We start from the raw sequence: 22,002 nt of genomic DNA, 5'->3' as shown, positions 1-22,002 counted from the left end.
CCAGGCAGAACCGAGGCGCGGGCGCTTAGGCAGGGCCCCGCGGGGCCTTGAGGGAAAGGGCCTGCCCCGCCACCAGGAGGTAGGCTTCCTGGGCCCTTTCCGCAAGGAGGGCGTTCACCTTCCCCAGCAGGTCCCGGTAGCGCCGGGCGAGGGGGTTTTCCGGCACGATTCCCATTCCCACCTCGTTGGAGACGGCGATGACCCGCTTGCCGCTTCCCTCCACCGCCCCGAGGAAGCGCCCCGCCTCCTCCAGGGGGTCCAGGCCCTTTTCCATGAGGTTGGACACCCATAGGGTGAGGCAGTCCACCACCACCGTGGGGTGGCGGGCCCGCTCCAAGGCCCCCACCAGGTCCAAGGGCTCCTCCAGGGTCTCCCAGGTGGGGGGGCGTTCCTCCTGGTGGCGCCGGATCCTTTCCGCCATCTCCTCGTCCCGGGCCTGGGCGGTGGCGATGAGGGTGGCGAAGGGGCCGGCGAGGCGCTGGGCGAAGCGGCTTTTGCCGCTCCGTGCCCCCCCTAAGAGGAGGACGAGGCCGGGGGGTGGGGGAGGGTCTACGTGCCCCACCAAGGCTTTCGCCTCGGTGGGGGCCCCAAGGAGGTTTTCCTGGGGGCTAAAACCAGGAGCCACCTGGGCCTTGGGGCTTGCCGCGGGGAAGGACCTGCCCGTAAGCCCCAGGGCCCGGTGGAGGGGCTTCAGGTCCAGGTGCGCCTCCAGGGCGTCCGCCAGGGCGTCTAGCCCCTCCTCCAGGCTCCTGGCCTCCTTTCCGAAGAGGGCCCGTTGCACCCCGGGGTTTTCCAGGAGACCGTGGAGCCAGGTGGCGAGGAGGGGGCCTTCCTGGTGGAAGAGGGGGAGGCCCTGGCCGTGGTGGATCTCGTACCCCTCCACCTCGAGGCCCTCAAGCCTCGCCCAGTACCCGGAAAGCCCCCGAAGCCGCACCCGCCTCCTCTCCACCGTTTTCTCCCGCGCCATCCGCACCCGGTAGGGGAGGAGGCCGAGGCCCGGGAAGTGGCCCTTCTCCTCCACCCCCTCCTCGTCCAGGAGGGCCTCGGCCAGCATCTCCGCCCCGCCGCAGACGGCGAGCACGGGCTTTCCCTCCTCCAGGTGCCTTTGGATCAGGGGGAGGAAGCCCCTGAGCCAGGGGAGGTCCCGCGCCGGGAGGCGGCTTCCCGGGAGGACGAGGAGCTCCGCCCCTTCCGCCTCCCCCGGGCTTTCCGCGTAGCGCACCCGGGCGAGCTCGGAGAGGGGCCAGAACTCGTCCAGGTTGGCCGCGTGGGGGTAGCGGAGGAGGGCCACTTTGGGGCCCTCTTTCCCCTCCAGGCGGTGGCGGAACCCGTCCTCCTCGGGGAGGGCGAGGGGAAGCAAGGGCAGGGTACCCAGGACGGGGAGGCCGGTCCACTCTGCAAGGAGGCGGTAGGCGGGCCTCAAGAGCTCCGGGTCCCCCCGGAACTTGTTGAAGGCGAAGCCAATAAGCCTCCCCCGGTGCTCCCCCAAGAGGGCCCAGGTGCCGTAGAGCGCTCCCAGGGCCCCGCCCTGGTCCACGTCCGCCACCAGGAGGGCCCTGGCCTCCGCCCACTCCGCCGCTTTTAGGTTCGGCAGGTCGGGCCAGAGGTTCCGTTCCACCGGGCTTCCCGCCCCCTCCAGCACCACGAGGTCGTACTCCGTGAGGAGGCCTTCCAGGGCCTCCCGGATGGGGGCCTCGAGGTGGGGCCTCCGCTCCTTCCAGGGGAGCCGGGAAAGCCTTGGGTCCACCCTTCCCCACACCACCACCTGGGCGCCCCTCTCCCCGAAGGGCTTCACCAGGACGGGGTTCATGCGCACCTCGGGCTCGGCGCCGGCGGCCAGGGCCTGGAGCCACTGGGCAGAGGCCATCTCCCCGCCCCGCACCACCCGGGCGTGGTTCGCCATGTTCTGGGCCTTGAAGGGGGCGGCCTTGAGGCCGAGCCTTTTGAAGTGGCGGAGGAGGGCCGCCGTGAAGAGGCTTTTCCCCACCCCGCTTCCCGTGCCCCAGACCGCGAGGGCCTTAGCCTTTCCCAAGGCGCACCTCCACGGCCTTCAGGATGGCCTGGGCGTCCCCCAGGGCCTTCTCGGCCTCCTCCTCCGTGTACGCCTCCTTGGGCGTGAGCCCGGGGAGGGCGTCGGGGTAGCGGGTGGGGATGTAGAGCTTGTCCAGGGCCAGGGCCTGGGGCAGGAGGGGGTGGAAGGCGGGGGCTTCCTCCGGGGGGAGGTCCCGGAGGAGCCGGGCGAGGCTGGGGCCCCACGGGTCCAGGCCTAGGGCGATCCAGAGGGCCTTTAGGGCCTTCTCCCCCGCCTGCTGGGCGAGGAAGGCGGCCTGGGCATGCTTGCCCCTCTCCAAGAGGGCCTTTCCCGCCTCCCAATCGTCCCAGGCCTGGGCGAGCCAGCGGTGGGCCTCAAGTAGGCGCTTTTCCACGCTCATAGATGGGTTTCGCCTCCCGTAGGACCCCCTGGAGGAAGGGGAGGTCCCGGCGCTCTCGGAACTCCTCGGGGGTGAGGACGACGGCCTCCACGGGGAGGGGAGCGTCCTGGAGGAGCTCCAGGACCAGGCCGATGCGCTTGAGGGGAGGGAGGGAGGTGCGGGCCACCACCAGGAGGTCCAGATCCGACCTTCGGTCCGCCGTCCCCCGGGCGTGGGAGCCGAAGAGGTACAGGGCCTCCAGGTCCAGGGCCGCCCTGAGCCGCCCCAGGGCCTCCTCCAGGTAGCGGGCAAGCTCCGGGCTCATGCCCTGAGTTTACCCGCCAGAACCTCCTCCAGGGCGAGGAGAAGAGCCTTTATGGCCTCCTCCTTCTGGGCGGAAAGCCTGAGCCACTCGGGGAGGCCGAAGCTGGTGGCGTCCCGCACCCTTATGCCCCTTTCCCTCAGGGCCCTCGCCACCTCCGTGGCCCTTCCCACCCGCGCCATGAGGAAGTTGGCGGGGCTTTCCCGCACCGTGAGGCCAAGCCCCCTCAGCCCCTCGGCGAGGAGGCGCCGCAGGCGGAAAAGCTCCCTTTTGCTCTCCTCCAGCCAGGCCCTGGCCTCGGGGTCCAGGTGGGCGTAGAGGAGGGCCTCCCCGTAGACGGAAAGGGGCCAGCTCGGGGCCAGGTTCTGGAAGGGGGTGAGGTCCAGGGGGGCCAGGAGGTACCCCGCCCTGACCCCGGTGAGGCCGTGGGCCTTGTTGGGGCTGTAGAGGCGGAAGGCCCTTTGGGGAAGGGGAGGGGGGGCCTCCATGAGGTCGTGGTAGGCCAGGTCCAGGACCAGGGCGCCCCCTGCGCGCCTTGCCGCCTCCTCCAGGAAGGGGTAGACCTCCCCCGTGGGGTTGTTGGGCACGCAAAGGAAGGCCAGGGCGCTTTTGGGGAGAAGCTCCAGGAAGGCCTGGGGGCTTTCCGCTTCCCAAAGGGGGAGGTCCAGGGCCCGGGCGGCCCGGGCGTACTCGCTGAAGGTGGGGGGGAGGAGGAGGATGGGCCCCCGCAGGTAGGTCCAGCGGGCCAGGCGGTGGATGAGCTCGCTCGTCCCCGTGCCCACGGCCACCTGCTCGGGGGCTACCCCGTGGGCCTCGGCCAGGGCCTTTCGGAGCTTCCGGTAGAGGGGGTCGGGGTAGCGGCTTGGGTCGGCCTGCCGGAGGTAGGCCAGGGCCACGGGGTTGGGGCCTAGGGCGTTGGCGTTGGTGGAGAAGTCGTAGAGGGGCTCAGGGCCTTCGTCGGTGCCCCCGTGGATGGGGCGGAGGACGTCGTCCAGCATACCTTCCATGCTACGGGGGACTCCCAAGGCCGAGTGGGGCCCAGGCTAAGGACGGAGGCGGAGGGCCCCCTCCCGCATCCGGGCGAGGACGGCCTCGAGGCGGGCCGCCTCCTCCTCGGTATAGGCGTGAAGCTCCAGGGGAAGGCCGGGAAAGGCCTTTCGGGCCAGGCGGTGGAGGTCTTCCCGGCGGGGCCCCCGGTAGAGGAGGAGGAGGTCCACGTCGCTTCCCACCGAGGCCCTTCCGCGGGCCCAGGAGCCGAAGAGCCAGGCCTCGAGGAGGGGGACCTCCTTCTCCAGGGCCTTAAGCCCCTCCTGGAGGCGGAGGAGGAGCTCCTCCTTCGTCCATCTGGGATAGAACACCTTCACAGTAGGCATACACCGTCTCCGCGTATCCCAAGAGGCGCTCGGCCTCGCCCCGCCGGTAGCGCTGGAAGGGGGCGCCCTCCGGCAGGGCATCGGGGTACCGGCTTGGGATGTAGGCCTTGTCCAGCTCGCTGGCGGCGTCCAGCAAAGCCTCGGGCACGGAGAGCTTTTGGGCCAGCTCCTCGAGGAGGCCCGCCACCGAGTGTCCCCAGGCCACGGCGCCCAGCCTCTGAAAGACGGCCTTCACCGCCTTCTCTGCCGCTTGCTGCGCCGCGAAGGCCGCCCACTCAAAAAACCCTTCCCGCAAGGAAAGCCTGGCCTGCTCCAGGTCCCGCTTGGCCTGAAGCAGGAAGTCCCGGCTCCGCTCCACCTTCAAAGCCTACCAAAGCCCCGTGGCCGCCGCCAGGAGGAGCCCCACCCCGTAGCCCAGGCCCCCCACGAGCCAGAGGGCCTCCCGGGTGTGCCGGGCCTTGGGGGAGGGGGCCTCGGGGTTCAGGGCGTAGACCCCCCGCTTCCCCAGGCGCACCCCGAGCCTCAAGGCCAGGGCGGCCATGGGGAAGCCCGCGTTGGGGGAAGGGGTCTTGCGGGCCTCCCGGAAGAGCTTTCCCCAAAGCCTGGGGGGGCAGAGGAGTAGCCCCGTGAGGCGCGCGGGGAGGAGGTTTAAGAGGTCGTCCGCCCGGGCGGCGAAGGCGCCCCTTGCCCCGTGCTCCGGGTAGCCCCACATGGCGTCGGCGGTGTTGGCGTAGCGGTAGAGAGCCGCCCCCCCGAGGCCGAAGAGGGCGTAGTAGAGGAGGGGGGCGAGGAGGCTATCCGAGAGGTTCTCGGCGAGGCTTTCCAGGGCGGCCTCCCGCACCTCTTCCTGGGAGAGGCCCTCCGTCCTGCGGCTCACGATGCGGGAAAGGCGTCTTCTAGCCGCCTCGAGGCCCTCCCCCAAGGCCTCCTCCACCCCCCGGACCTCCAAGAGGAGCATCCTCAGGCTGAAGAGGGGCTTGAGGAGGAGGCCCAGGGCCGCCCAGCCCCAGGCCCAAGGCCTCAGGAGGAGGTCCAGGAGGAAGGCGGGCAGGGCGAAAAGAAGCGCCCCCAGGGCCCAGTAAAAGGCCCCGGACCAGAAGCCCCCCACCCTTGGCCAGGCCCAGGAGAGGTACCGCCCCATCCAGACCACGGGGTGGAACCGGGGAGGGGGCTCCCCCAGGAGGGCGTCCAGGAGGAGGGCTAGGAGGAGGCTCACCGTGGCCCCGTCCCGTCCAGGACCCTGTGGGGCCAGTCCACCACGAGGACGGCCGCCGGGGGCACGAGGCCGTCCTCCCCCAAGGCCCTCAGCACCGCCCGCACCACCCCCCCGTGGGTGAAGAGGACCGCAGGGGCCCTAAGCCCCTCCAGGAAGCGGAAGACCCGCTCCTGGAAGGCAAGGAGGCTTTCCCCTCCCGGGGGGTGGAAACCCTGGAAGGCGAGGAGGGCCTCCTTGTAGAGGGGGTCCAGGGTCTCCCATAGGGCCCCCTCCAGCGCCCCGAAGTGAATCTCCCTTAGCTCCGGGGCGAGGGAGGGGGAGAACCCGGCGAGCTCCGCCGTCCGCCTGGCCCTCCTTAGGTCGGAGCTATGGGCGGGAAGGGCGGGAAGGAGCCCTTGGAGCCTCCTCGCCTGGGCCTCGCCCTCCTCGGTGAGGGGAAGGTCGGTCCAGCCCAGAAGCCGCCCCTCCCGGTTCCAGAGGGTTTCCCCGTGGCGCACCAGCCAGAGCTCCATGCCTCCAGGGTAAACTCTTTCCCATGCCGGACCTCGAGGTTCTCGCCCAAGCCCAAAGGCGCATGGCCGAGCTCACCAAACCTCCCCGGTCCCTGGGCAGGCTGGAGGAGGTGGCCCTGCGCCTTGCCGCCCTCCAGGGGCGGGTGAAGCCGGAGCTCGGCCGGGGTGCGGTGGTGGTGGCCGCCGCCGACCACGGGGTGGTGGCCGAGGGGGTCTCCGCCTACCCCCAGGAGGTCACCCGGCAGATGGTCCTGAACTTCCTCCATGGGGGGGCCGCCATCAACCAGTTCGCCCGGGTGGCGGACTGCGCGGTCTACGTCCTGGACGTGGGGGTGAAGGGGGAGCTTCCTGACCACCCCGGGCTTCTCAAGCGCAAGGTGCGGGAAGGGACGGGGAACCTGGCCCAGGGCCCCGCCATGGCCCTAGAGGAGGCCCAAAGGGCCCTCCTGGCGGGCCGCGAGGCGGCGAGGCGGGCCGTGGCCGAGGGGGCCACCCTCCTCGCTGCCGGGGACATGGGCATCGGCAACACCACGGCGGCGGCCGCCCTCACCGCCGCCCTTTTGGGGCTTCCCCCCGAGGCCGTGGTGGGCCGGGGGACCGGGGTGGGGGAGGAGGGGCTGAGGCGCAAGCGGGAGGCCGTGGCCCGGGCCCTGGCCCGCCTCCGCCCGGGGATGGACCCCCTGGAGGTGGCGGCGGAGGTAGGGGGGCTTGAGCTTGTGGCCATCGCCGGGGTCTACCTGGAGGGGTACGAGGCGGGGCTTCCCCTGGTCCTGGACGGCTTTCCCGTGACGGCAGGGGCCCTTCTCGCCTGGAGGCTTGTCCCCGGGGTCCGGGAGCACTTCTTCGCCGGCCACCTCTCCCGGGAGCCGGGGCACGGGAGGGCCCTGGAGGCCCTGGACCTGAGGCCCCTCCTGGACCTGGACCTTGCCCTGGGAGAGGGGACGGGGGCGGTCCTGGCCATGCCCCTCCTCAGGGCCGCCGCCCGCATCCTCCACATGGCCACCTTCGGGGAGGCGGGGGTGTCCTCCCGGTGAGGCCACCCCAGGGCCCTGGCACGGGGTGGTATAAAATCCCGGCCATGAGGCACCAGGATCTGTACCTGGCCTGGGACCTCCTGGAGGAGGGGGACCTTCTCGGGGCCCTGGAGCACGCGGAGCGGGCCTACCGCAGGCACCCCAAGGACCCGGAGGCCCGGTTTCTCTACGGCTACCTGCGCTTCTCCTCCTCCGGAGCCTACGAGGGGCTCCGCCTCATGGAGCTCGGCGCCAAGGCCTTGGGCGGGGAGGCCTGCGCCGAGCTTTGGCGGGTCTACGGCACGGAGTTCCCGGCCCACCTCCTAGACCTGGCCCGCTTCCTGGAGGGAAGGGGCCTTTCCCTCCCAGGAGACACCGCCTGGGCGGAGGCCGTTCTGGTGGAGCAGGGGCTTCCTCTGGAGGTGGCCCGGGAGGTGGAGCGGTGGCTCTACCAGGAGGATATCCCTTCCCTGGAAGGGTTCTTTCGCAAACACCCTTCCCCCTATCCGGGCTACCTCCTGGTGCGCCTGTACCTGGTCCGCGGGGCCTTCCTCAAGGCGCAAGGCCTCGCCGGGGAGCTCGGGGAGGCTTGGGGCGGGGACTGGCGGGTGGAGCTGGCCCGCCTCCTCGCCCGTTTCCCCCAGGAGGGGCCGGGCCTGGTGGAGGAGGTCCGGCCCCTCCTCGCCCAGCGCCCCAAAGACCCCCACCTCGCCGAGGGGGTAGCCCTCCTGGCCCTGGGGGTAGGGGAGGGGAGGGTGGCCCTGGAGCTGGACCGGGCCTTTGACCCGCCCTTGAGGGACCGCTTTCCCCGCTTGGAAGGGCCCCTGGAGGCAGCGGAGGAGGGGAGGTCCTTGGTCCCCTTGGAGCTCTTCCTCCCCCTGGGCCGGGCGGACGCGCCCCTCCCTCCCTTTGCCCAGGAGGTCTTCCGGCCGTGGCTTCCCCGCCTGGGGGTGGAGGAGCTCGCCTCTTGGGGTAGGCCCTTCCTGCGCTCGGGCCTCCTTTCTCCGGAGGACGTGGGACAGGAGATGCGGGAGGGGGTGGTGCGCCTGCGCTCCCTGGAGGAGGGGAGGCCGCCCTTCGTGCCCTCGGCGAGCCTAGGGGAGCTCCTCGGGGCCTCCCCGGAGGAGCGGGAGGCGGCCGCGGCCGCAGCTTCCCCCGAGGAGGTGGCCCACTTCCGCAAGGCCTTCCCGGGCAGCCTCCTCCTGGAGCTCTACGCCCTCCTGCACCGGCCTCTCCGGGAGTGGCCCGAGGGGAGGGTGCGCCGCCTGCTGCGGGAGGAGCTCCCCTGGGGGGTGGGGGAGGCCTTGCGCCTCCGCCTGGAGCTCAAGCGGGACCCCCTCGCCCCCCTTTCCCCCCCCGAGCCCCCGCCCGGGGCCCTTTGGCCGGAGGAATTCCTCTTCACCTGGCTCCTCCTGGCTCCCCCGGAGGAGGAGGTGGAGGAGGCCTTCCTCGTCCCCCTCGGGAGCAGGGCCATGCTCTTGGACCGCTTCGAGGTCCACCCCCTCCGCATGCGCCGCCTCGAGACGCAAAGGCCCTGGCGGGAGAAACCCCTCCCGGAAGGAGGTGGCCTCAAGGACTGGCTCCGGCGCCTGCCCCACTCCCTCGTGGCCCTTTGGTTCGTGGACCTCGAGGTGAAGGAGGGCCTGGCGCTGGAGGACCTCCTGGAGCCCAAGGCCCTGGAGCACCTCCTTGAGGGGCTGGACCTCGAGGCCCGCTCCTTGCTTGTCCGCCTTGTCCGGGAGAGGAGGCTTCCCCTCTCCGAGGTGGAGGGAAAGGCCCTTGACTCTCTGGAACGGCGCTTCCTGGCCTTCGTGGGGGCCGGGGAGGTGGGTCTGCCCCAAGACCTCAGGCAGGCCCTTTCCCGCGCGCTCTAGGTGCTCCGGATCCTCCGCCTCGCCCTCGCCCTCCTCACGGTGTTGCCCGTGGCCCCTGCGGGGGTAGGGGAGGGGGAGTTCAAGCGGAGCGTGGCCTTCTTCCCCCTGGTGGGCTACCTCCTAGGGCTTCCCCTGGCCCTCCTCGCCCTTTCGCCCCTGCCCCCGGGGCTTTCCGCCGCCATGGGGGTGGCCCTCCTCCTCGGCCTCACGGGGTTTTTGCACCTGGACGGCCTCCTGGACCTGGCAGATGCCCTCTTAGGGGCAAGGCCCAGGGAGGAGCGCCTCCGCATCCTCAAGGACCCCCACCTGGGGGCCTTCGCCTTCGGGGTGGGGGGCGTCTACCTCCTCCTCCTCTTCCAGGCCCTGGCCCTGGTGCGGGACCCCCTCTTCCTCCTCCTCTTTCCCGGGTGGGCCCGTTTTGTCCCCCTCCCCTTCCTCAACCGCTACCCCCTTCTTCACCCCGGGATGGCGGGGCTGGTGCGGGGAGGGCCCCTCCTTGCCCCCTTCCTCCTCGCCCTGCCCCTTCCCCTTCTCTATCCCCTTCCCGCCCTCCTTGCCCTCCTTGCCGCCTGGGGCGTGGCGAGGCTCGCCCTGGCGCGCCTTGGCGGGCTCAACGGGGACGTCCTCGGCGCCATGATCGCCCTTTCCGAGCTCGCCGGCCTGCTAGGCTATGCCCTGTGGAAGGGCCTAAGCGGGTGAAGCCTTACGAGAAGCCTAAGGGGGAGAGGCGGGGCCTTCTTCTGGTCTACACCGGGGAAGGCAAGGGCAAGAGCACCGCCGCCTTCGGCCTGGCCCTCCGCGCCTTCGGCCGGGGGCTAAAGGTGCGGGTCTTCCAGTTCGTGAAGCACGGGACCGCCCGCTTCGGGGAGCACCGGGCCCTGGAGCGGCTCGGCATCCCCATAGAGGGCCTAGGGGACGGGTTCACCTGGAAAAGCCGGGACCTTGAGCGCTCGGCCGCCCTGGCCCGGGAGGGGTGGGAGCGGGCCAAGGAGGCCATCCTCTCCGGGGCCTACGACCTCGTGGTCCTGGACGAGGCCACCTACCCCCTGCGCTACGGCTGGATCCCCCTGGAGGAGTTCCTGGAGGCCCTAAAGGCCCGGCCTTCCCACGTTCACGTGGTGGTGACGGGCCGGGGTGCCCTCGAGGCCCTCTTGGCCCTTGCGGACACGGTGACGGAGATGCGGAAGGTGAAGCACGCCTTTGACCAGGGCATCCCCGCCCAGAGGGGGATAGAGCACTAAGTACCCCAAAAGGGCTTTCCTGGGGCTTCGTGCGGTTTGGAGTGTACCCTTGACTTAGGTATGACGGAGAAGAACCTAGCCCGCTTTTACGCCATCGCCCAGGACATCTGGGGCCAGCTTCCTCCCCAGGCCCGCTTCCACCCTGTGGAGGACGGGAAGGTGCTGGCCCGGCACCGGCCTTTCCTGGAGGGCCTCACCGAGGACTTGGTCCAGGGCTTCTACGACACCCTCTTTGCCCACCCCCCCACCCGGGCCATCTTCCGTGAGGGAGAAAGGCCCCTCCGGGAGAAGACCCTCAGGGACTGGTACCTCCGCACCCTGGCCGGGCCCTTTAACGGGCAGTACTTCGCCTGGCAGGCCCTGGTGGGGCTGGTCCACGCGAGGCGAGGGGTAACCAACGCCATGATGACCAGCATGTGGGGCTGGGTCACGGAGAGGGTAGCCCAAAGGGCCCAGGAGGCCCTGCCCCCGGAGGAGGCCCGGGCCTTAGAGGAGGCCTGGCGTAGGCTGGCCTTCACCGTAAGCGCCCTCATCTCCGAGGAGTACCTGGACGCCTATCTGGAGGCCTTGGCCGAGGCCTTGGGAAGGGAACCCCAGGATTTCCGCCGCTTGGCCCAGGAGGAGGCGGCCAGGCTCCTCCAGGCCCTTACCCCCCGGTGAACCCCTACCGCCTCCTCCTCGCCGCCCCCCACTCGGGCTCGGGGAAGACCACGGTGGCCCTAGCCCTCCTTCTGGCCCTAAGGGAGGCGGGTTTTAAGGTCCAGCCCTTCAAGGTGGGGCCGGACTACATTGACCCCACCCACCTGGAGAAGGCCGCTTCGCGTAAGCCCTACAACCTGGACGGCTTCTTCCTGGACGAAGAGGGCCTCCTCGCCCTCTTTCGCCACGGGGCGAAGGGGGCGGACTTTGCCCTCATAGAGGGAGTGATGGGGCTCTTTGACGGGAAGGACCCCCTGGGAGAGGAGGGCTCCACCGCCCAGGTGGCGAGGCGCCTCAAAACCCCGGTGGCCCTGGTGGTGGACGCCAAGGGGATGGCGGGTTCCATCGCCCCCCTCGCCCTAGGCTTCCGGGACTTCCACCCCGGGGTGCGGGTGGTGGGGGTCTTCGCCAATCGGGTGGGCTCGGAGCGCCACGCCGAGATCCTGAAGGAGGCCCTGGAGGCCGTGGGCCTCCCCCTCCTCGGCTGGCTCCCCCAGGACCCCGCCCTGGAGCTTCCCGAACGCCACCTGGGCCTGGTGCTGGCGGGAGAGGTGGCCCCGCCCCTGGAGGCCCTCCGGAGGGCCTTCCGGGTGGACCTCCAGAGGGTCCTCGCCCTAAGCCAGGCCCCTCCTCTGCCGGAGGCCCCGGCCTTCCTCCCCGAAAAACGCCCCTCGAGGGTCCGGGTGGCCTACGCCCGGGACCGGGCCTTTTCCTTCTACTACCCGGAGGCCCTGGAGCTTCTGGAGGCCCTGGGGGCGGAGCTTATCCCCTTTAGCCCCCTGGAGGACGAGGCCCTTCCCGAGGCGGAGGTCCTCCTCTTGGGGGGCGGCTATCCGGAGCTCTTCGCCGGGAGGCTTTCGGAAAACCGGGCCATGCGGGAGGCCATCCGCCGCTTTCCCGGTCCCCTGGTGGCCGAGTGCGGAGGGTACATGTACCTTTCCCAAGGGCTTTGGGTGGGGGAGGACTTCTTCCCCATGGTGGGACTGGTCCCCGGGGGGGCCCGCATGGCGGAGAGGCCCGTCCTTGGCTACCGGGAGGTGGAGGCCTTGAGGGATAGCCCCGTGGCCCAAAGGGGCCAGGTCTTCAAGGGGCACGAGTTTCACTACGCCCGCCTTCCCGCTTCCCCAAGCCCCGCCTGGCGCCGGGCAGGGGGAGGGGAGGTGGAGGGCTTCACGGACGGGCGGGTGCTGGCGAGCTTCGTGCACCTGTACTTGCCCGCAAGGCCTGAAGGGGCGGAGCGGCTTCTATGGGGGCCGAGGCAAGGCCCGGGAAAGGGCGGTTAAACGGGGGGGTCTACAAGCGAAGAATATTAGCACAAGCTAGTAAAGTCGTGAAAAATAACACAAATATCCTACCCCCCATACACCCACCCCACCTCCCGCAGAAGCTCCCCCAGATCCCCCGCAGGCCTCCGGCAAGCCCCATGGACACAGAGATACCCCTTCCCTGCCTCCTTTCCCCTCAGGGCAGGAAGGGCCTCCTCCGGTCCCAGGACGAGCTGGGTGAGGGGCAGGTAGAGGCCTAAAGCCTCCTCCGCCAAGGAGGAGGGAAGGGGAAGGGCAAGCTCGGAGCCTTCCCTGAGAAGACGATGGGCCAGCAGGAACCCCGGCAGGGCATGGGGGTAGCGGCCAAGCCAAAGGGCCCTGGCTTCCAAAAGCTTCCACGCCCGCTCCCGGTACCCCTCCTCGGCAAAAATCCCCCCCAGGCGCCAGAGGGCCTCGGCCAGGGCGCTCTCCCCCGTGGGGGTAGCTCCTTCTTCCAACCCGGCGGCGGGAAGGGGCAGGGGCGCCCGGCTGGACCCCTGGCCGGGGCCAAACTCCGCCCAGGCCCTCTCCGCCAGAACCCTGGCCTGCTCCAGGTAGGGCCATTCCCCTGTACTCCCGTAGATTTCCAGAAGGGCCAAGGCGGCAAAGGCCTGGTCCGCGAGGAAGGCCTCCTCCCCCAAGGTACCCCTCCACCAGGTGTGGCGGAGAAGGCCGTTTCTTTGCATCTTCTGTAGGAGAAAGTGCGCTCCCTTTCGGGCGGCTTCCAGATAGGCCCTCTCCCCCATAAGCCTGCCCGCCTTCGCCAGAGCCCGCACCGCCAGGGCTGACCCGTCCGCCAGGACCTTGTCGTCCAGGAAGGGGGGGTGGCGCTTTCTGCGGGCGGCGAGGAGCCTTGCCCGCACCCCTTCTCTCCAACGAGGGAGGTTCTCCCCGAGAACCTGGGCCACCTCCTCCTCCCCCCAGGCGGTGAGGACCGAGCGCTCCCCGAGGTCCTCCCCCAGGGCGAAGTAGCGGCGGGCCAGGGGAAAGTCCTCGCCCAAGGCCTCCTTGAGCTCGGCCTCGGTCCAGGTGTAGTACCGTCCCTCCTCCCCCTCACTCTCGGCGTCCAGGGCGGTGAAGAAACCCCCTTCCCGATGCTGCATAGAAAGGAGCCAGCCTAGGGTTTCCCGGGCCACCCGCAGGAAAAAGGGTTTCCCGAAAAGCTTATAGGCTCCTAGGTAGGCCCGGGCCAGGAGGGCGTTGTCGTAGAGCATCTTCTCAAAGTGGGGTAGCCGCCAGAAGCGGTCCACGCTGTAGCGGTGGAACCCGCCCCCCACCTGGTCGTAGATGCCCCCCAGGGCCATGGCCTGGAGGGTTCTGGGGAGGAGGGCCTTGGCCCTTTCCTCCCCGCGCCAGGCCAGGGCCAGGAGGTAGAGGAGGAGGGGGCCCTGAGGAAACTTGGGGGCGGGGAGGAACCCGCCCCACTCGGGGTCAAAGCTCTGGAAGAGGGTTTCCAGGGCCCTCTCCTCCGCCTCCGGAGGGACGGGGCCCGGGGGTGGGGTGAGGCTTCGCCAAAGGGCCCTGGCCAGCCTTTCCGCTTCCCCCTTTAGGCTTTCCCGTTCCTCCCGCCAGGCCTGGGCCACCGCCAGAAGCACCCGCCTAAACCCGGGCAGGTTCCCACGGTCCTCCTTGGGAAAGTAGGTGCCCCCGAAGAAGGGTTTACCCTCGGGGGTGAGGAAGAGGCTCATGGGCCAGCCTCCCTGGCCCGTGAGGCTCAGGAGGGCCTGCATGTAGGCGGCGTCCACGTCGGGGCGCTCCTCCCGGTCCACCTTGACCGCCACGAAGTGGGCGTTGAGGAGGCGGGCCACCTCCGGGTCCTGAAAGCTTTCCCGGTGCATCACGTGGCACCAGTGGCAGCTGGCGTAGCCCACGGAGAGGAAGATGGGCTTGTCCTCGGCCCTCGCCCTTTGGAAGGCTTCCTCCCCAAAGGGGTACCAGTCCACGGGGTCCCCCGCGTGGGCGAGAAGGTAGGGGCTGCGGGCGTCTTTGAGGCGGTTCATTCCCTATCAGCCTAGGGCCGGAGGGCCTCGAGGAAGCCCCCTCTCCTTACAATGGGGGCGTGGTGCCGGACGAGACCCTTTCGGCCTGGCTCCGGGAGAACCTGGGGCACGGGGACCTCACGAGCCTCCTGGTGGTCCCGGAGGACCTGGAGGGCGAGGCCGTGATCCTCGCCAAGGAGGAGGGCGTTCTGGCAGGGCTAGGGGTGGCGGGGCGGGTCTTCGCCCTCGCCGACCCCCGCACCGCCTTCACCTCCCTGGGAGAGGCTCGCCCTCAACCTCCTGCAGAGGCTTTCCGGGATCGCTACCCTCACCCGGGCCTACGTGGAGGCCCTGGCGGGCACCAAGACCCAGGTCCTGGACACCCGCAAGACCACTCCCGGGCTTCGCGCCCTGGAGAAGTACGCCGTGCGGGTGGGCGGGGGGAGGAACCACCGCTTCGGCCTCTTTGACGGCATCCTCCTCAAGGAAAACCACCTCCGGGCGGCGGGGTGGGGGAGGCGGTGCGGCGGGCCAAGGCCGGGGCTCCCCACTACCTCAAGGTGGAGGTGGAGGTCCGGGACCTCGCCGAGCTGGAGGAGGCCTTGGCGGCGGGGGCCGACCTCGTTCTCCTGGACAACTTCCCCCTGGAGGCCCTCCGGGAGGCGGTGCGCCGCGCGGGGGGGCGGGTGCCCCTGGAGGCGAGCGGCAACATGACCCTGGAAAGGGCGAAGGCGGCGGCGGAGGCCGGGGTGGACTACATCTCCGTGGGGGCCCTCACCCACTCCGCCAAGGCCCTGGACCTCTCCCTCCTGGTGGTGCGCCCATGATGGCAATATGTGCTACCATGATGGCATGGTGCGCACCCAGGTGCAGCTCACCGAGGCGCAGTGGGCGCGGCTCAAGGCCAAGGCCCGCGCGGAAGGGGTTTCCTTGGCGGAGCTGGTGCGCCGGGCGGTGGAACGGTTTCTGGAAGAGGAGGGTGAGGGCGACGAGGGAAAGGCCAGGCGGGCCCTCCTCGCCGTGGGCCGCTTCGCCTCCGGCCAAAGGGACGTGAGCGAGGCCCACGACCGGTATCTGGAGGAGGCCTTTGGCCGTCTTCCTTGACACCTCGGCCCTCTACGCCCTTCTGGACCGGGACGACGCCCATCACCGGGAGGCCGCCCGGACCTTCCGGGGGCTCCTGGAGGCCCGGTGGCCCCTCACGACCCACACCTACGTGGTGGTGGAGGGCGTGGCCTTGGTCCAGAGGCGGCTCGGCGTGGAGGCGGTCCGGGCCCTGGTCCACGACCTTCTGGGGGTGGTGGAGGTGGCGCCCGTGGAGGAGGCCCTGCACCAGGCCGCCCTCACGGCCCTCCTGGCCTCGGGCAGGCGGGAGGTGAGCCTGGTGGACTGGACGAGCTTCCTCTTCATGCGGGAAAGGCGGCTGGAAAAGGCCTTCGCCTACGACGAGCACTTCTGGGAACAGGGCTTCGTCCCCGTGGAGGAGGCCTTGCATAATGGATAGGATGGATAGGGAAGCCCTGGCGCAGGAGGTTCTAAGGCTCAAGCGGGAGCGCAACGCCGTCATCCTGGCCCACTCCTAAGGAGGCGGAGGGCGCCCCCGGGGTGGTGCGGCGGAAGGAGGCCCTCCTCGTCTTCCTCCGCCCGGCGGAGGCCGTGCCCTTGGAGGAGGTGGACCGGGCGGGGCGGGCGCGCCTCGAGGCGGGAAGCCTCCTCCTCCTCATGCGCCTCCTCGCCCGGGCGGCCCTGGCCCGGGAGGAAAGCCGGGGCGCCCACTTCCGGGAGGACTTCCCCAAGGAGAAGGCTCCCCGGCACAGCCTCTTCCAGGGGTGGCGCCTCACCTTCCTTCCTGTGGGTGTAGAGTAGAGGAGGAGGGCATATGAAAGGCCACCCCGAGGTAATCCAGAGCCTACAGGAGCGGCTTTCCGAGGAGCTCGCCGCCATCCTCCAGTACATGGTCCACGCCGAGATGGCGGAGAACTGGGGCTTCAAGGCCCTGGCCCGCCACCTCAAGGCCCACGCCATCACCGAGATGCGCCACGCAGAGCGGCACATCGAGCGGATCCTCTTCCTCGAGGGCTTCCCCGAGGTGAGCCGCATCGCCGAGATCCGCATCGGCAAGACGGTGGAGGAGATCCTCTTCAAAGACTACGAGGGCGAGCTCCAGGCGGTGAGGGGCTATAACGAGACCATGAACCTGGCCCAGAGCCTGGGGGACAACGGCACCCGCGACCTGGTGGCGGAGATCCTCAAGGACGAGGAGGGGCACGTGGACTGGCTGGAAGCCCAGCGGGAGCTCCTCCAGCAGATGGGCCTGGCCAACTACCTGCAGTACCTGGCAGGGGAAGCGGAGTAGCCGCTAAGGTGGCCTTCGGCTAGGCCACCGGGGCCTTGAGGTGCTTGCGGGCCCAGCGGTCAATGGCGGCAATGACCGCCTCCAGCTCCCGGCCCGCCTCGGTGAGGCTGTAACGGGTGCGGGGCGGCATGTAGGACTCCACCCGCTTCTCCACCACCCCCACCTCCACCAGGTGCTCCAGCCTCTGGGAGAGGGTGGCGGGGTTCACCCCGCCCACGGCCCTGGCCAGCTCGTTGAAGCCCTTGGGTCCCTCCAACAGGGCGCGGACGATGTGGAGCGTCCACTTTTCCTGGAGGAGGTTCAAGGCGGCGTAAACCGGGCAGAAGGCGCCGTGCTCGCCCATGCCCCCATGGTAGCACGGCGGCCCGGGCCTAGGCGGAGCCTCTCCGGGCCACCAGGGTGAGGAGGGTGTAGGCGGCCACGGTCTTGCCCTCCTGGTTCGCCACCTCCACCGCCCACTCCACCACCCCGGTCTTCTCGTCCCGGGGGCGCTTGGCCCGCACCGTGAGGCGGGCCTGAAGGGTGTCTCCCGCCCCCACGGGCTCCAGGAAGCGCAGGCCCTCGAGGCCGTAGTTGGCCAGCACCGGCCCCGGGGCCGGGTCCACGAAAAGCCCTGCCGCCGCCGAGAGGACGAAGTACCCGTGGGCCACCCGCTTCCCGAAGAGGCTCTCCCTGGCGGCGAGCTCGTCGGTGTGGGCGTAGAAATGGTCCCAGGAGACGTGGGCGAAAAGGGCGATGTCCGCCTCTGTAACGGTGCGGCGGTGGGTGGTAAGGGTCTCGCCCACCTCCAGCTCCTCGTAGTACTTGCGGAAAGGGTGGACCCCCGCGGGCCTCTCCGCCCCCTTGGCGTACTCCCCGGTGAGGGCCTGGAGGGTGAGGGGGTCGCCCTGGAGGGCCAGGCGGTGGAGGTGGCGGGCCACGGAGAGGAGGCCCCCCAGCTCCTCCCCACCCCCGGCCCGCCCCGGCCCCCCGTGGAGGAGGCGGGGCAGGGGGGAGCCGTGGCCTGTGGAGGTGCGGGCGTCCCGGGCGTTCAGGATGTGGAACCGTCCCACCTCCTGCCCGAGGCCCAGGAGGAAGAGGCGGGCCTCCTCGGGGTCTGGGGTGGCGAGGGTGGCCACCAGCATCCCCCCGCCCCGGCGGGCGAGGGCCACCGCCTCCTCGGGGGTCTCGTAGGGGAAGAAGGTGGCCACGGGACCGAAGGCCTCCACCCGGTGGAGGGCCTCGGCGTGGGGGGTTTCCGCCAGGAGGAGGGTGGGGGGGAAGAAGGCCCCGTCCCGCCTCCCCGGGTGCTCCCAGTAAACCCGGGCCCCGGCCTCCAGGAGGGCCCTCACGGCGCCCTCCACCTCGGCCTTCTGCTCCAGGGAGGCCAGGGGCCCAAGGTCCACCCCCTCCTCCCTGGGGTCCCCCATGCGGAGGCCGGCCAGGTGTTTCCGGGTGGCCTCGAGGAGGGCCTCGAGGCGGTCCCTGGGCGCCAGGACCCGGCGGATGGCGGTGCACCGCTGTCCCGTTTTGATGGCGAGTTCCTGGGCCACCTCCTCGGCCAGGCGGGAAACCTCCTCCTCTCCCGCCCTCTCCCCCAGGATGGCGGCGTTTATGGAGTCGGTCTCGGCGTTGAAGAAGGCGCCCCTTTCCAGGAAAGCGGGGTGGCGGCGCAGGCGGTGGGCGGTGGCCTGGGAGCCCGTGAAGTAGACGCTGTCCCGGTGGTCCAAGGCCTCCAGGGCCTCCCCCAGGCCGCCCGCCACGAACTGGAGGCTCCCTTCGGGGAGGAGCCCAGAGTCCAGCATGAGGCGCACCAGGGCCTCGGCCACGTGGGCCGTGGGGGTGGCGGCCTTGGCCAGGGTGGGAACCCCGGCGAGGAAGGCCGGGGCGAACTTCTCCAGAAGGCCCCATACGGGGAAGTTGAAGGCGTTGATCTGCAGGGTGATCCCCCCCTTGGGCACCAGGAGGTGCCGCCCCTGGAAGGAGGCGTCCTTGGCCAAAAGAAGGGCCTCTCCCTCGGGCAGGAGGTTGCCCTCGGGGAGGTTGCGGGCCAGGGAGCTGTAGGCGAAGAGGACCCCGATGCCCCCGTCCACGTCGTACCAGGCGTCCCGCCGGGTGCCCCCGGTGGTGGCGTAGAGGCGGTAGAGGGCCTCCTTCCTCTCGGAGAGGTACTGGGCCAGGGCCCTAAGCCTCCGGCCCCGCTCCTGGAAGCCCAGGGCCAGGAGCCCCCTCCCCCCCACCTCCCGGCCCCAGGCCACAGCCTCCTTCAGGGGAAGCCCTTCCGAGGTCACCCAGGCCAGGACCTCCCCCGTGGCGGCGTCCCGCAGGGGGACCCCCGGGCCCTGGCCCTCCCGCCAGTCTCCCATCAGGTAGCATCGGACCTTCATCCCAATCCCCCCTAGACCGCCTTGAAGGCCTCAAAGACCTCCCCGCAGGCGGCGCACTGGTAGAGCATCTTGCACAGGGTGGCCCCGAAGGTGTTCTTGAGGACCACCTGGGGGCTCCCGCACCGGGGGCAGGGGGGGTCCTGGGAGGCCAGGGGGAGGGGCAGGGGCGGGGCGATGCCGTAGCCTTGGAGCTTGGCCTTGGCCTCCTCGGCCATGGCCTCGGTGCTCCAGGGGACCCTGGCCTCCTCCACCTCCACCTCCACCGCGCCCGCCTCCTTGAGGGCCTTGACGATCTCCTCCCGGATGAGCCCCAAGGCCGGGCAGCCCGAGAAGGTGGGACGGAAGCGCACCCGCACCCTCCCCCCCTCGGCCTCAATCCCCAGGACCATTCCCATCTCCACGATGTTGAGGACGGGGATCTCCGGGTCCTTGACGCCTTTTAGGGCCTCCCAGTAGCGGGCTACCACGCCTTGGCCTCCCGGTCCCAGCGGGCCACGGACTGCATCTCGGCAAGGAGGGACCACAGGTACTCCGTGTGCTCCTTCCGGCTTCTGGGCACGTACCCTCCCTCCTTGGCCTCGAGGCCCGCCCGGCGCAAAAACCCCTTGACCTCCTCCAGGTAGGCCCCTTCCAGGGCCTTGAGCTCCGGCACCACCCCCGCCTCCACCAGGGCCTCCTCCTCGGGAAGGGGCTGGAAGAGCTGGCGGGCGTAGGGGAAGAGGAGGTCCAGGGCCTCCTGGGCCCTCCGGTGGGACTCCTCCGTGCCCTGTCCCAGGCGCTCCACCCATAGGGCGGAGTGCCGGAGGTGGAAGCGCTCCTCCTTGAGGATCCGCTCCGCCGCCTCCGCCAGAGGGGCATACGCGGACCGCCTCGCCTCCCCGAGCCAGAGGTTCTCGTAGGCGTCAAAGAGGTACTGGCGCACCATGGTGAAGGCCCAGTCCCCCTGGGGAAGCTCCACCAGCACGGCGTTCCCGTACTCCAGGGGGTCCCTTAGGAAGACCAGGGCGTCGGGGTCGGAGCCGTCCAGCTCCCGCCTCAGCTCCAGGTAGAGCTTGGCGTGGCCCAGCTCGTCCTGGGCCAGGTTGGCGATGGCGATGTCCTCCTCGAGGATGGGCGCGTGCCCCACCCACTGGGAAAGGCGCTGGGCCAGGACCACCTCGTCGTCGGCCAAGGCCGTGAGCTTGGCGAGGAGGGCCTCCTTCAGGAAAGGATCAAGCCTCATCGGCCACCTCCTTCGCGGTGACGAGCCCGTAGTAGGACTGCAGCCGGTAGGTCTTGTCCTTGGCGGGGGCGAACCAGCTCTCCAGGACCTCCGGCGTGGGCTCGGTGCCCACCACCACCCGCTCCGGCACCGCCCAGAAGGCCACCCCCTGGGCCTGGAGGAGGGCTTCCTTCACCGCCTCCTGGGGGCTTCGCGCTGGGAAGCGCCCCACCAGGTCCCCGTAGACCATGCTCCGGCGGTGGCTCCGCTTGGCGAAGACCCAGTAGGCCTCAAGCTGTTTCCCTGGCGGGAAAGCATCCAGGGCCTTGGGGTCCCTCAGCCCCTCCTGGGTCACGTGGAAGAAGGCCTCCGCCGGGGCCACGAAGAGGGCGTAAGCCGAGGGCCTCCGCACGAAGACGTGCCGGGCCAAAAGGAGGGCGTGCTCGGGGTCTGCGGCGTGCACCGAGCCCACCATCTGGGGCAGGCTCCTCTCCGTGTCCTGCTTGATGACCTCAAACCGCGGCCACTCGGTTCCCCACATAAGGCCTCCCTAGTCCGCCGCCTGGGCCAGCCTGCGCCGGGCGTGGGCCTCCACGGCCTCCCGCACCCAGCGCCCTTCCTCGTGGGCCTTGCGCCTGGCCTCGAGGCGGTGCCGGTTCATGGGCCCTTCTCCCTGGATCACCTTCCAGAACTCGTCCCAGGGGATGGGGCCGTGGACCCAGTTCCCCGTCTTCTCGTCGTAGCGGAGGTGGGGGTCGGGGATCTCTAGCCCCGCCTCCAGAAGCTCCGGGACGTGCTCGTTCAGGAACTCCTGCCGGATCTGGTCGTTGGTCTTGGTCTTGATGCCCCAGCGGAGGAGGAGGGGGGTGTGGGGGGAGTCGGTATCGTGGGGGCCCGCCATCATCAGGGTGGGCCACCACCAGCGGTTCAGGGCGTCCTGGACCATCCGCCGCTGCTTGGGGGAGCCCTTGGCGTAGAGGAGGACCGCCTCCTTGCCCTGCTTGTGGTGGAAGGTCTCCTCGGCGCAGATGCGCACCATGGCCCGGGAGTAGGGGCCGTAGGAGCACTGGGCCAGCATGGTCTGGTTCTTGATGGCCATGCCGTCCACCAGCCAGCCGATGATGGCCACGTCCGCCCAGGTGAGGGTGGGGTAGTTGAAGATGTTGGAGTACTTGGCCTTCCCCGAAAGGAACGCCTCCACCATCTCCTCCCGGGTTACCCCCAGGGTCTCGGCGGCGTGGTAGAGGTACTGGCCGTGCCCCGCCTCGTCCTGCACCTTGGCCAAGAGGATGAGCTTGCGCCTCAAGGAGGGGGCCCGGGGAATCCAGGCGCCCTCGGGGAGCATGCCCACCCACTCGCTGTGGGCGTGCTGGGAGATCATGCGGACCAGCTGGCGGCGGTACTCGGCGGGCATCCAGTCCCCGGGCTCAATCTTCTCCCCCCGGGCGATCCTCGCCTCGAACTCCTCTAGCCTCTCCTGGTAGTCCGGGTCCTCGGGGTAACCGATCCTAAGCCTGACCATCCTCGCCTCCTTCCTCACGGTGTTCCCCTTCCGGGGAAGCAGCCACGCCAAGGGCCTTCAGGACCAGCTTGGCGTAGACTTCCGAAAGCTCGTCCAAAGAGAGGGGCCCTTCGGGGCGGTACCACTGGTAGGTCCAGTTGAGGGCGGAAAGGACGAAGAGGGTCGCGAGCCGCACATTCTCCACCCGGAAAACCCCCGCCCGCACCCCCTCCTCCACCACGGCCTCCACCCCCTTCTCGTAGCGGCGCCTCAGGGCCTTGGCCTCCTCCAGGAGGGGAGGGGAGAGGTGCTTCCACTCGTGGAAGAAGACCGTGGCCCGGGGAAGCTCCTCGGCGATGACCCGGAGGTGCCCTTTGACCAAGGCCCGCATCCTTTCCACGGGGTTCCCCCGGGGGAGGTCCTCCAGCACCTTCTGGAACCTCTCGGCCGCCTGGCGCACCACCTCCAGGAGGAGCTCCTCCTTGGAGGAGATGTGGGTGTAAAGGCTTCCCCCCTGGAGGTTGAGGTGCCTGGCCAGCTCCCGCATGCTGGTGGCGTGGTAGCCCCGCTGGCTGAAGAGCTTCCCGGCCATGTGGAGAATCTCCTGGCGGCGGTCCATAGCGAACGGTCGTTA

The 22,002-nt window shown here is 70.2% G+C and carries 26 protein-coding genes and 1 pseudogene; 11 read left to right on the top strand and 16 right to left on the bottom strand.

The annotated features are described in order from the left end of the window. Positions 1-25 precede the first annotated feature (25 nt). From ACZ5RK_RS08250 to ACZ5RK_RS08215, 8 genes are read right to left on the bottom strand one after another with little or no spacing between them, the layout of a single operon-like run. Complete coding sequence (locus tag ACZ5RK_RS08250; RefSeq protein WP_464908762.1) at positions 26-2,032, bottom strand: cobyric acid synthase; 2,007 nt, start codon at positions 2,030-2,032, stop codon at positions 26-28. Then, a complete protein-coding gene (locus tag ACZ5RK_RS08245) occupies positions 2,019-2,432 on the bottom strand; it encodes a HEPN domain-containing protein (RefSeq protein WP_464908761.1) in 414 nt (137 codons plus the stop codon). Before ACZ5RK_RS08245 ends, ACZ5RK_RS08250 begins: the two co-directional genes overlap by 14 nt. Then, positions 2,407-2,736 carry a nucleotidyltransferase domain-containing protein gene (locus ACZ5RK_RS08240; RefSeq protein WP_054647575.1) on the bottom strand — a complete coding sequence of 110 codons (330 nt, stop codon included), beginning with the start codon at positions 2,734-2,736 and terminating at the stop codon, positions 2,407-2,409. The genes ACZ5RK_RS08245 and ACZ5RK_RS08240 overlap by 26 nt, the downstream gene beginning before the upstream one ends. Further along, complete coding sequence (locus tag ACZ5RK_RS08235; protein WP_464908760.1) at positions 2,733-3,731, bottom strand: pyridoxal phosphate-dependent aminotransferase; 999 nt, start codon at positions 3,729-3,731, stop codon at positions 2,733-2,735. Before ACZ5RK_RS08235 ends, ACZ5RK_RS08240 begins: the two co-directional genes overlap by 4 nt. A gap of 45 nt (positions 3,732-3,776) precedes the next feature. Then, positions 3,777-4,106 (bottom strand): nucleotidyltransferase domain-containing protein, encoded by a 330-nt coding sequence (locus tag ACZ5RK_RS08230; RefSeq protein ID WP_464908759.1) that lies wholly within the window; start codon positions 4,104-4,106, stop codon positions 3,777-3,779. Next, positions 4,033-4,464 (bottom strand): HEPN domain-containing protein, encoded by a 432-nt coding sequence (locus ACZ5RK_RS08225; RefSeq protein ID WP_054647576.1) that lies wholly within the window; start codon positions 4,462-4,464, stop codon positions 4,033-4,035. The genes ACZ5RK_RS08230 and ACZ5RK_RS08225 overlap by 74 nt, the downstream gene beginning before the upstream one ends. A 9-nt stretch (positions 4,465-4,473) precedes the next feature. After that, positions 4,474-5,322 carry an adenosylcobinamide-phosphate synthase CbiB gene (cbiB, locus tag ACZ5RK_RS08220; RefSeq protein ID WP_464908758.1) on the bottom strand — a complete coding sequence of 283 codons (849 nt, stop codon included), beginning with the start codon at positions 5,320-5,322 and terminating at the stop codon, positions 4,474-4,476. Then, complete coding sequence (locus ACZ5RK_RS08215) at positions 5,319-5,834, bottom strand: histidine phosphatase family protein (RefSeq protein ID WP_464908757.1); 516 nt, start codon at positions 5,832-5,834, stop codon at positions 5,319-5,321. Before ACZ5RK_RS08215 ends, cbiB begins: the two co-directional genes overlap by 4 nt. Before the next feature lie 23 nt (positions 5,835-5,857). On the opposite strand from ACZ5RK_RS08215, the gene cobT reads away from it, so the two are divergent. Genes cobT through ACZ5RK_RS08185 form a run of 6 tightly spaced genes read left to right on the top strand, consistent with a single transcriptional unit; the run spans position 5,858 to position 11,944 of the window. Then, a complete protein-coding gene (gene cobT, locus ACZ5RK_RS08210; protein ID WP_464908756.1) occupies positions 5,858-6,868 on the top strand; it encodes a nicotinate-nucleotide--dimethylbenzimidazole phosphoribosyltransferase in 1,011 nt (336 codons plus the stop codon). 44 nt (positions 6,869-6,912) lie between these two features. Next, positions 6,913-8,721, top strand: coding sequence for a hypothetical protein (locus ACZ5RK_RS08205; protein ID WP_464908755.1), 1,809 nt, complete (start codon positions 6,913-6,915; stop codon positions 8,719-8,721). Next, positions 8,722-9,420 carry an adenosylcobinamide-GDP ribazoletransferase gene (locus tag ACZ5RK_RS08200; protein WP_464908754.1) on the top strand — a complete coding sequence of 233 codons (699 nt, stop codon included), beginning with the start codon at positions 8,722-8,724 and terminating at the stop codon, positions 9,418-9,420. Continuing rightward, complete coding sequence (cobO, locus tag ACZ5RK_RS08195; protein ID WP_054647793.1) at positions 9,399-9,962, top strand: cob(I)yrinic acid a,c-diamide adenosyltransferase; 564 nt, start codon at positions 9,399-9,401, stop codon at positions 9,960-9,962. The genes ACZ5RK_RS08200 and cobO overlap by 22 nt, the downstream gene beginning before the upstream one ends. Before the next feature lie 60 nt (positions 9,963-10,022). After that, on the top strand, positions 10,023-10,622 hold the full coding sequence (locus ACZ5RK_RS08190; RefSeq protein WP_464908753.1) for a protoglobin domain-containing protein: 600 nt from the start codon (positions 10,023-10,025) through the stop codon (positions 10,620-10,622). Continuing rightward, on the top strand, positions 10,619-11,944 hold the full coding sequence (locus tag ACZ5RK_RS08185; RefSeq protein WP_464908752.1) for a cobyrinate a,c-diamide synthase: 1,326 nt from the start codon (positions 10,619-10,621) through the stop codon (positions 11,942-11,944). Before ACZ5RK_RS08190 ends, ACZ5RK_RS08185 begins: the two co-directional genes overlap by 4 nt. A 68-nt stretch (positions 11,945-12,012) precedes the next feature. Here the strand turns inward: ACZ5RK_RS08185 and ACZ5RK_RS08180 are convergent, their stop codons facing one another. After that, on the bottom strand, positions 12,013-13,965 hold the full coding sequence (locus tag ACZ5RK_RS08180) for a thioredoxin domain-containing protein (RefSeq protein WP_464908751.1): 1,953 nt from the start codon (positions 13,963-13,965) through the stop codon (positions 12,013-12,015). A 59-nt stretch (positions 13,966-14,024) separates the two neighbouring features. Between ACZ5RK_RS08180 and nadC the strand changes: the two are divergent. The 5 genes and pseudogenes from nadC to bfr all read left to right on the top strand — a co-directional run bounded on the left by nadC (position 14,025) and on the right by bfr (position 16,300). Further along, positions 14,025-14,771, top strand: a pseudogene (gene nadC, locus ACZ5RK_RS08175) (carboxylating nicotinate-nucleotide diphosphorylase). Positions 14,772-14,796: 25 nt separating this feature from the next. Then, on the top strand, positions 14,797-15,048 hold the full coding sequence (locus ACZ5RK_RS08170; protein ID WP_054647893.1) for a ribbon-helix-helix protein, CopG family: 252 nt from the start codon (positions 14,797-14,799) through the stop codon (positions 15,046-15,048). Beyond that, a complete protein-coding gene (locus ACZ5RK_RS08165) occupies positions 15,032-15,448 on the top strand; it encodes a type II toxin-antitoxin system VapC family toxin (RefSeq protein WP_054647892.1) in 417 nt (138 codons plus the stop codon). The genes ACZ5RK_RS08170 and ACZ5RK_RS08165 overlap by 17 nt, the downstream gene beginning before the upstream one ends. Before the next feature lie 104 nt (positions 15,449-15,552). Then, positions 15,553-15,810 (top strand): hypothetical protein, encoded by a 258-nt coding sequence (locus ACZ5RK_RS08160; protein WP_464908750.1) that lies wholly within the window; start codon positions 15,553-15,555, stop codon positions 15,808-15,810. A gap of 13 nt (positions 15,811-15,823) precedes the next feature. Further along, a complete protein-coding gene (gene bfr / locus ACZ5RK_RS08155; protein ID WP_464908749.1) occupies positions 15,824-16,300 on the top strand; it encodes a bacterioferritin in 477 nt (158 codons plus the stop codon). A gap of 19 nt (positions 16,301-16,319) precedes the next feature. On the opposite strand, the gene ACZ5RK_RS08150 is transcribed toward bfr, so the two are convergent. The 7 genes from ACZ5RK_RS08150 to ACZ5RK_RS08120 are packed head-to-tail and all read right to left on the bottom strand — an operon-like array spanning position 16,320 to position 21,987. Beyond that, a complete protein-coding gene (locus tag ACZ5RK_RS08150) occupies positions 16,320-16,643 on the bottom strand; it encodes a winged helix-turn-helix transcriptional regulator (protein ID WP_054647830.1) in 324 nt (107 codons plus the stop codon). 28 nt (positions 16,644-16,671) lie between these two features. Then, positions 16,672-18,666, bottom strand: coding sequence for a phenylacetic acid degradation bifunctional protein PaaZ (paaZ, locus tag ACZ5RK_RS08145; RefSeq protein ID WP_464908748.1), 1,995 nt, complete (start codon positions 18,664-18,666; stop codon positions 16,672-16,674). 11 nt (positions 18,667-18,677) lie between these two features. Beyond that, positions 18,678-19,133: a 1,2-phenylacetyl-CoA epoxidase subunit PaaD gene (paaD, locus tag ACZ5RK_RS08140; RefSeq protein WP_464908747.1), complete on the bottom strand. Its 456-nt coding sequence runs from the start codon at positions 19,131-19,133 to the stop codon at positions 18,678-18,680. Then, on the bottom strand, positions 19,127-19,888 hold the full coding sequence (gene paaC / locus ACZ5RK_RS08135; protein ID WP_464908746.1) for a 1,2-phenylacetyl-CoA epoxidase subunit PaaC: 762 nt from the start codon (positions 19,886-19,888) through the stop codon (positions 19,127-19,129). Before paaC ends, paaD begins: the two co-directional genes overlap by 7 nt. Beyond that, on the bottom strand, positions 19,878-20,408 hold the full coding sequence (locus ACZ5RK_RS08130; protein ID WP_464908745.1) for a phenylacetic acid degradation protein: 531 nt from the start codon (positions 20,406-20,408) through the stop codon (positions 19,878-19,880). Before ACZ5RK_RS08130 ends, paaC begins: the two co-directional genes overlap by 11 nt. Before the next feature lie 9 nt (positions 20,409-20,417). After that, entirely contained in the window at positions 20,418-21,389 is a 972-nt protein-coding gene (gene paaA, locus ACZ5RK_RS08125; RefSeq protein ID WP_464908744.1) for a 1,2-phenylacetyl-CoA epoxidase subunit PaaA, read from the bottom strand. Next, the gene (locus ACZ5RK_RS08120) at positions 21,376-21,987 is read right to left on the bottom strand and encodes a TetR/AcrR family transcriptional regulator (protein ID WP_464908743.1); all 612 of its coding nucleotides are present in this window, start codon (positions 21,985-21,987) and stop codon (positions 21,376-21,378) included. Before ACZ5RK_RS08120 ends, paaA begins: the two co-directional genes overlap by 14 nt. Positions 21,988-22,002: the final 15 nt, after the last annotated feature.

Source organism: Thermus kawarayensis JCM 12314 (assembly GCF_055393575.1).
Note: the sequence above shows the minus strand (reverse complement) of the source record. Positions and strands in the feature narration are given on the sequence as shown.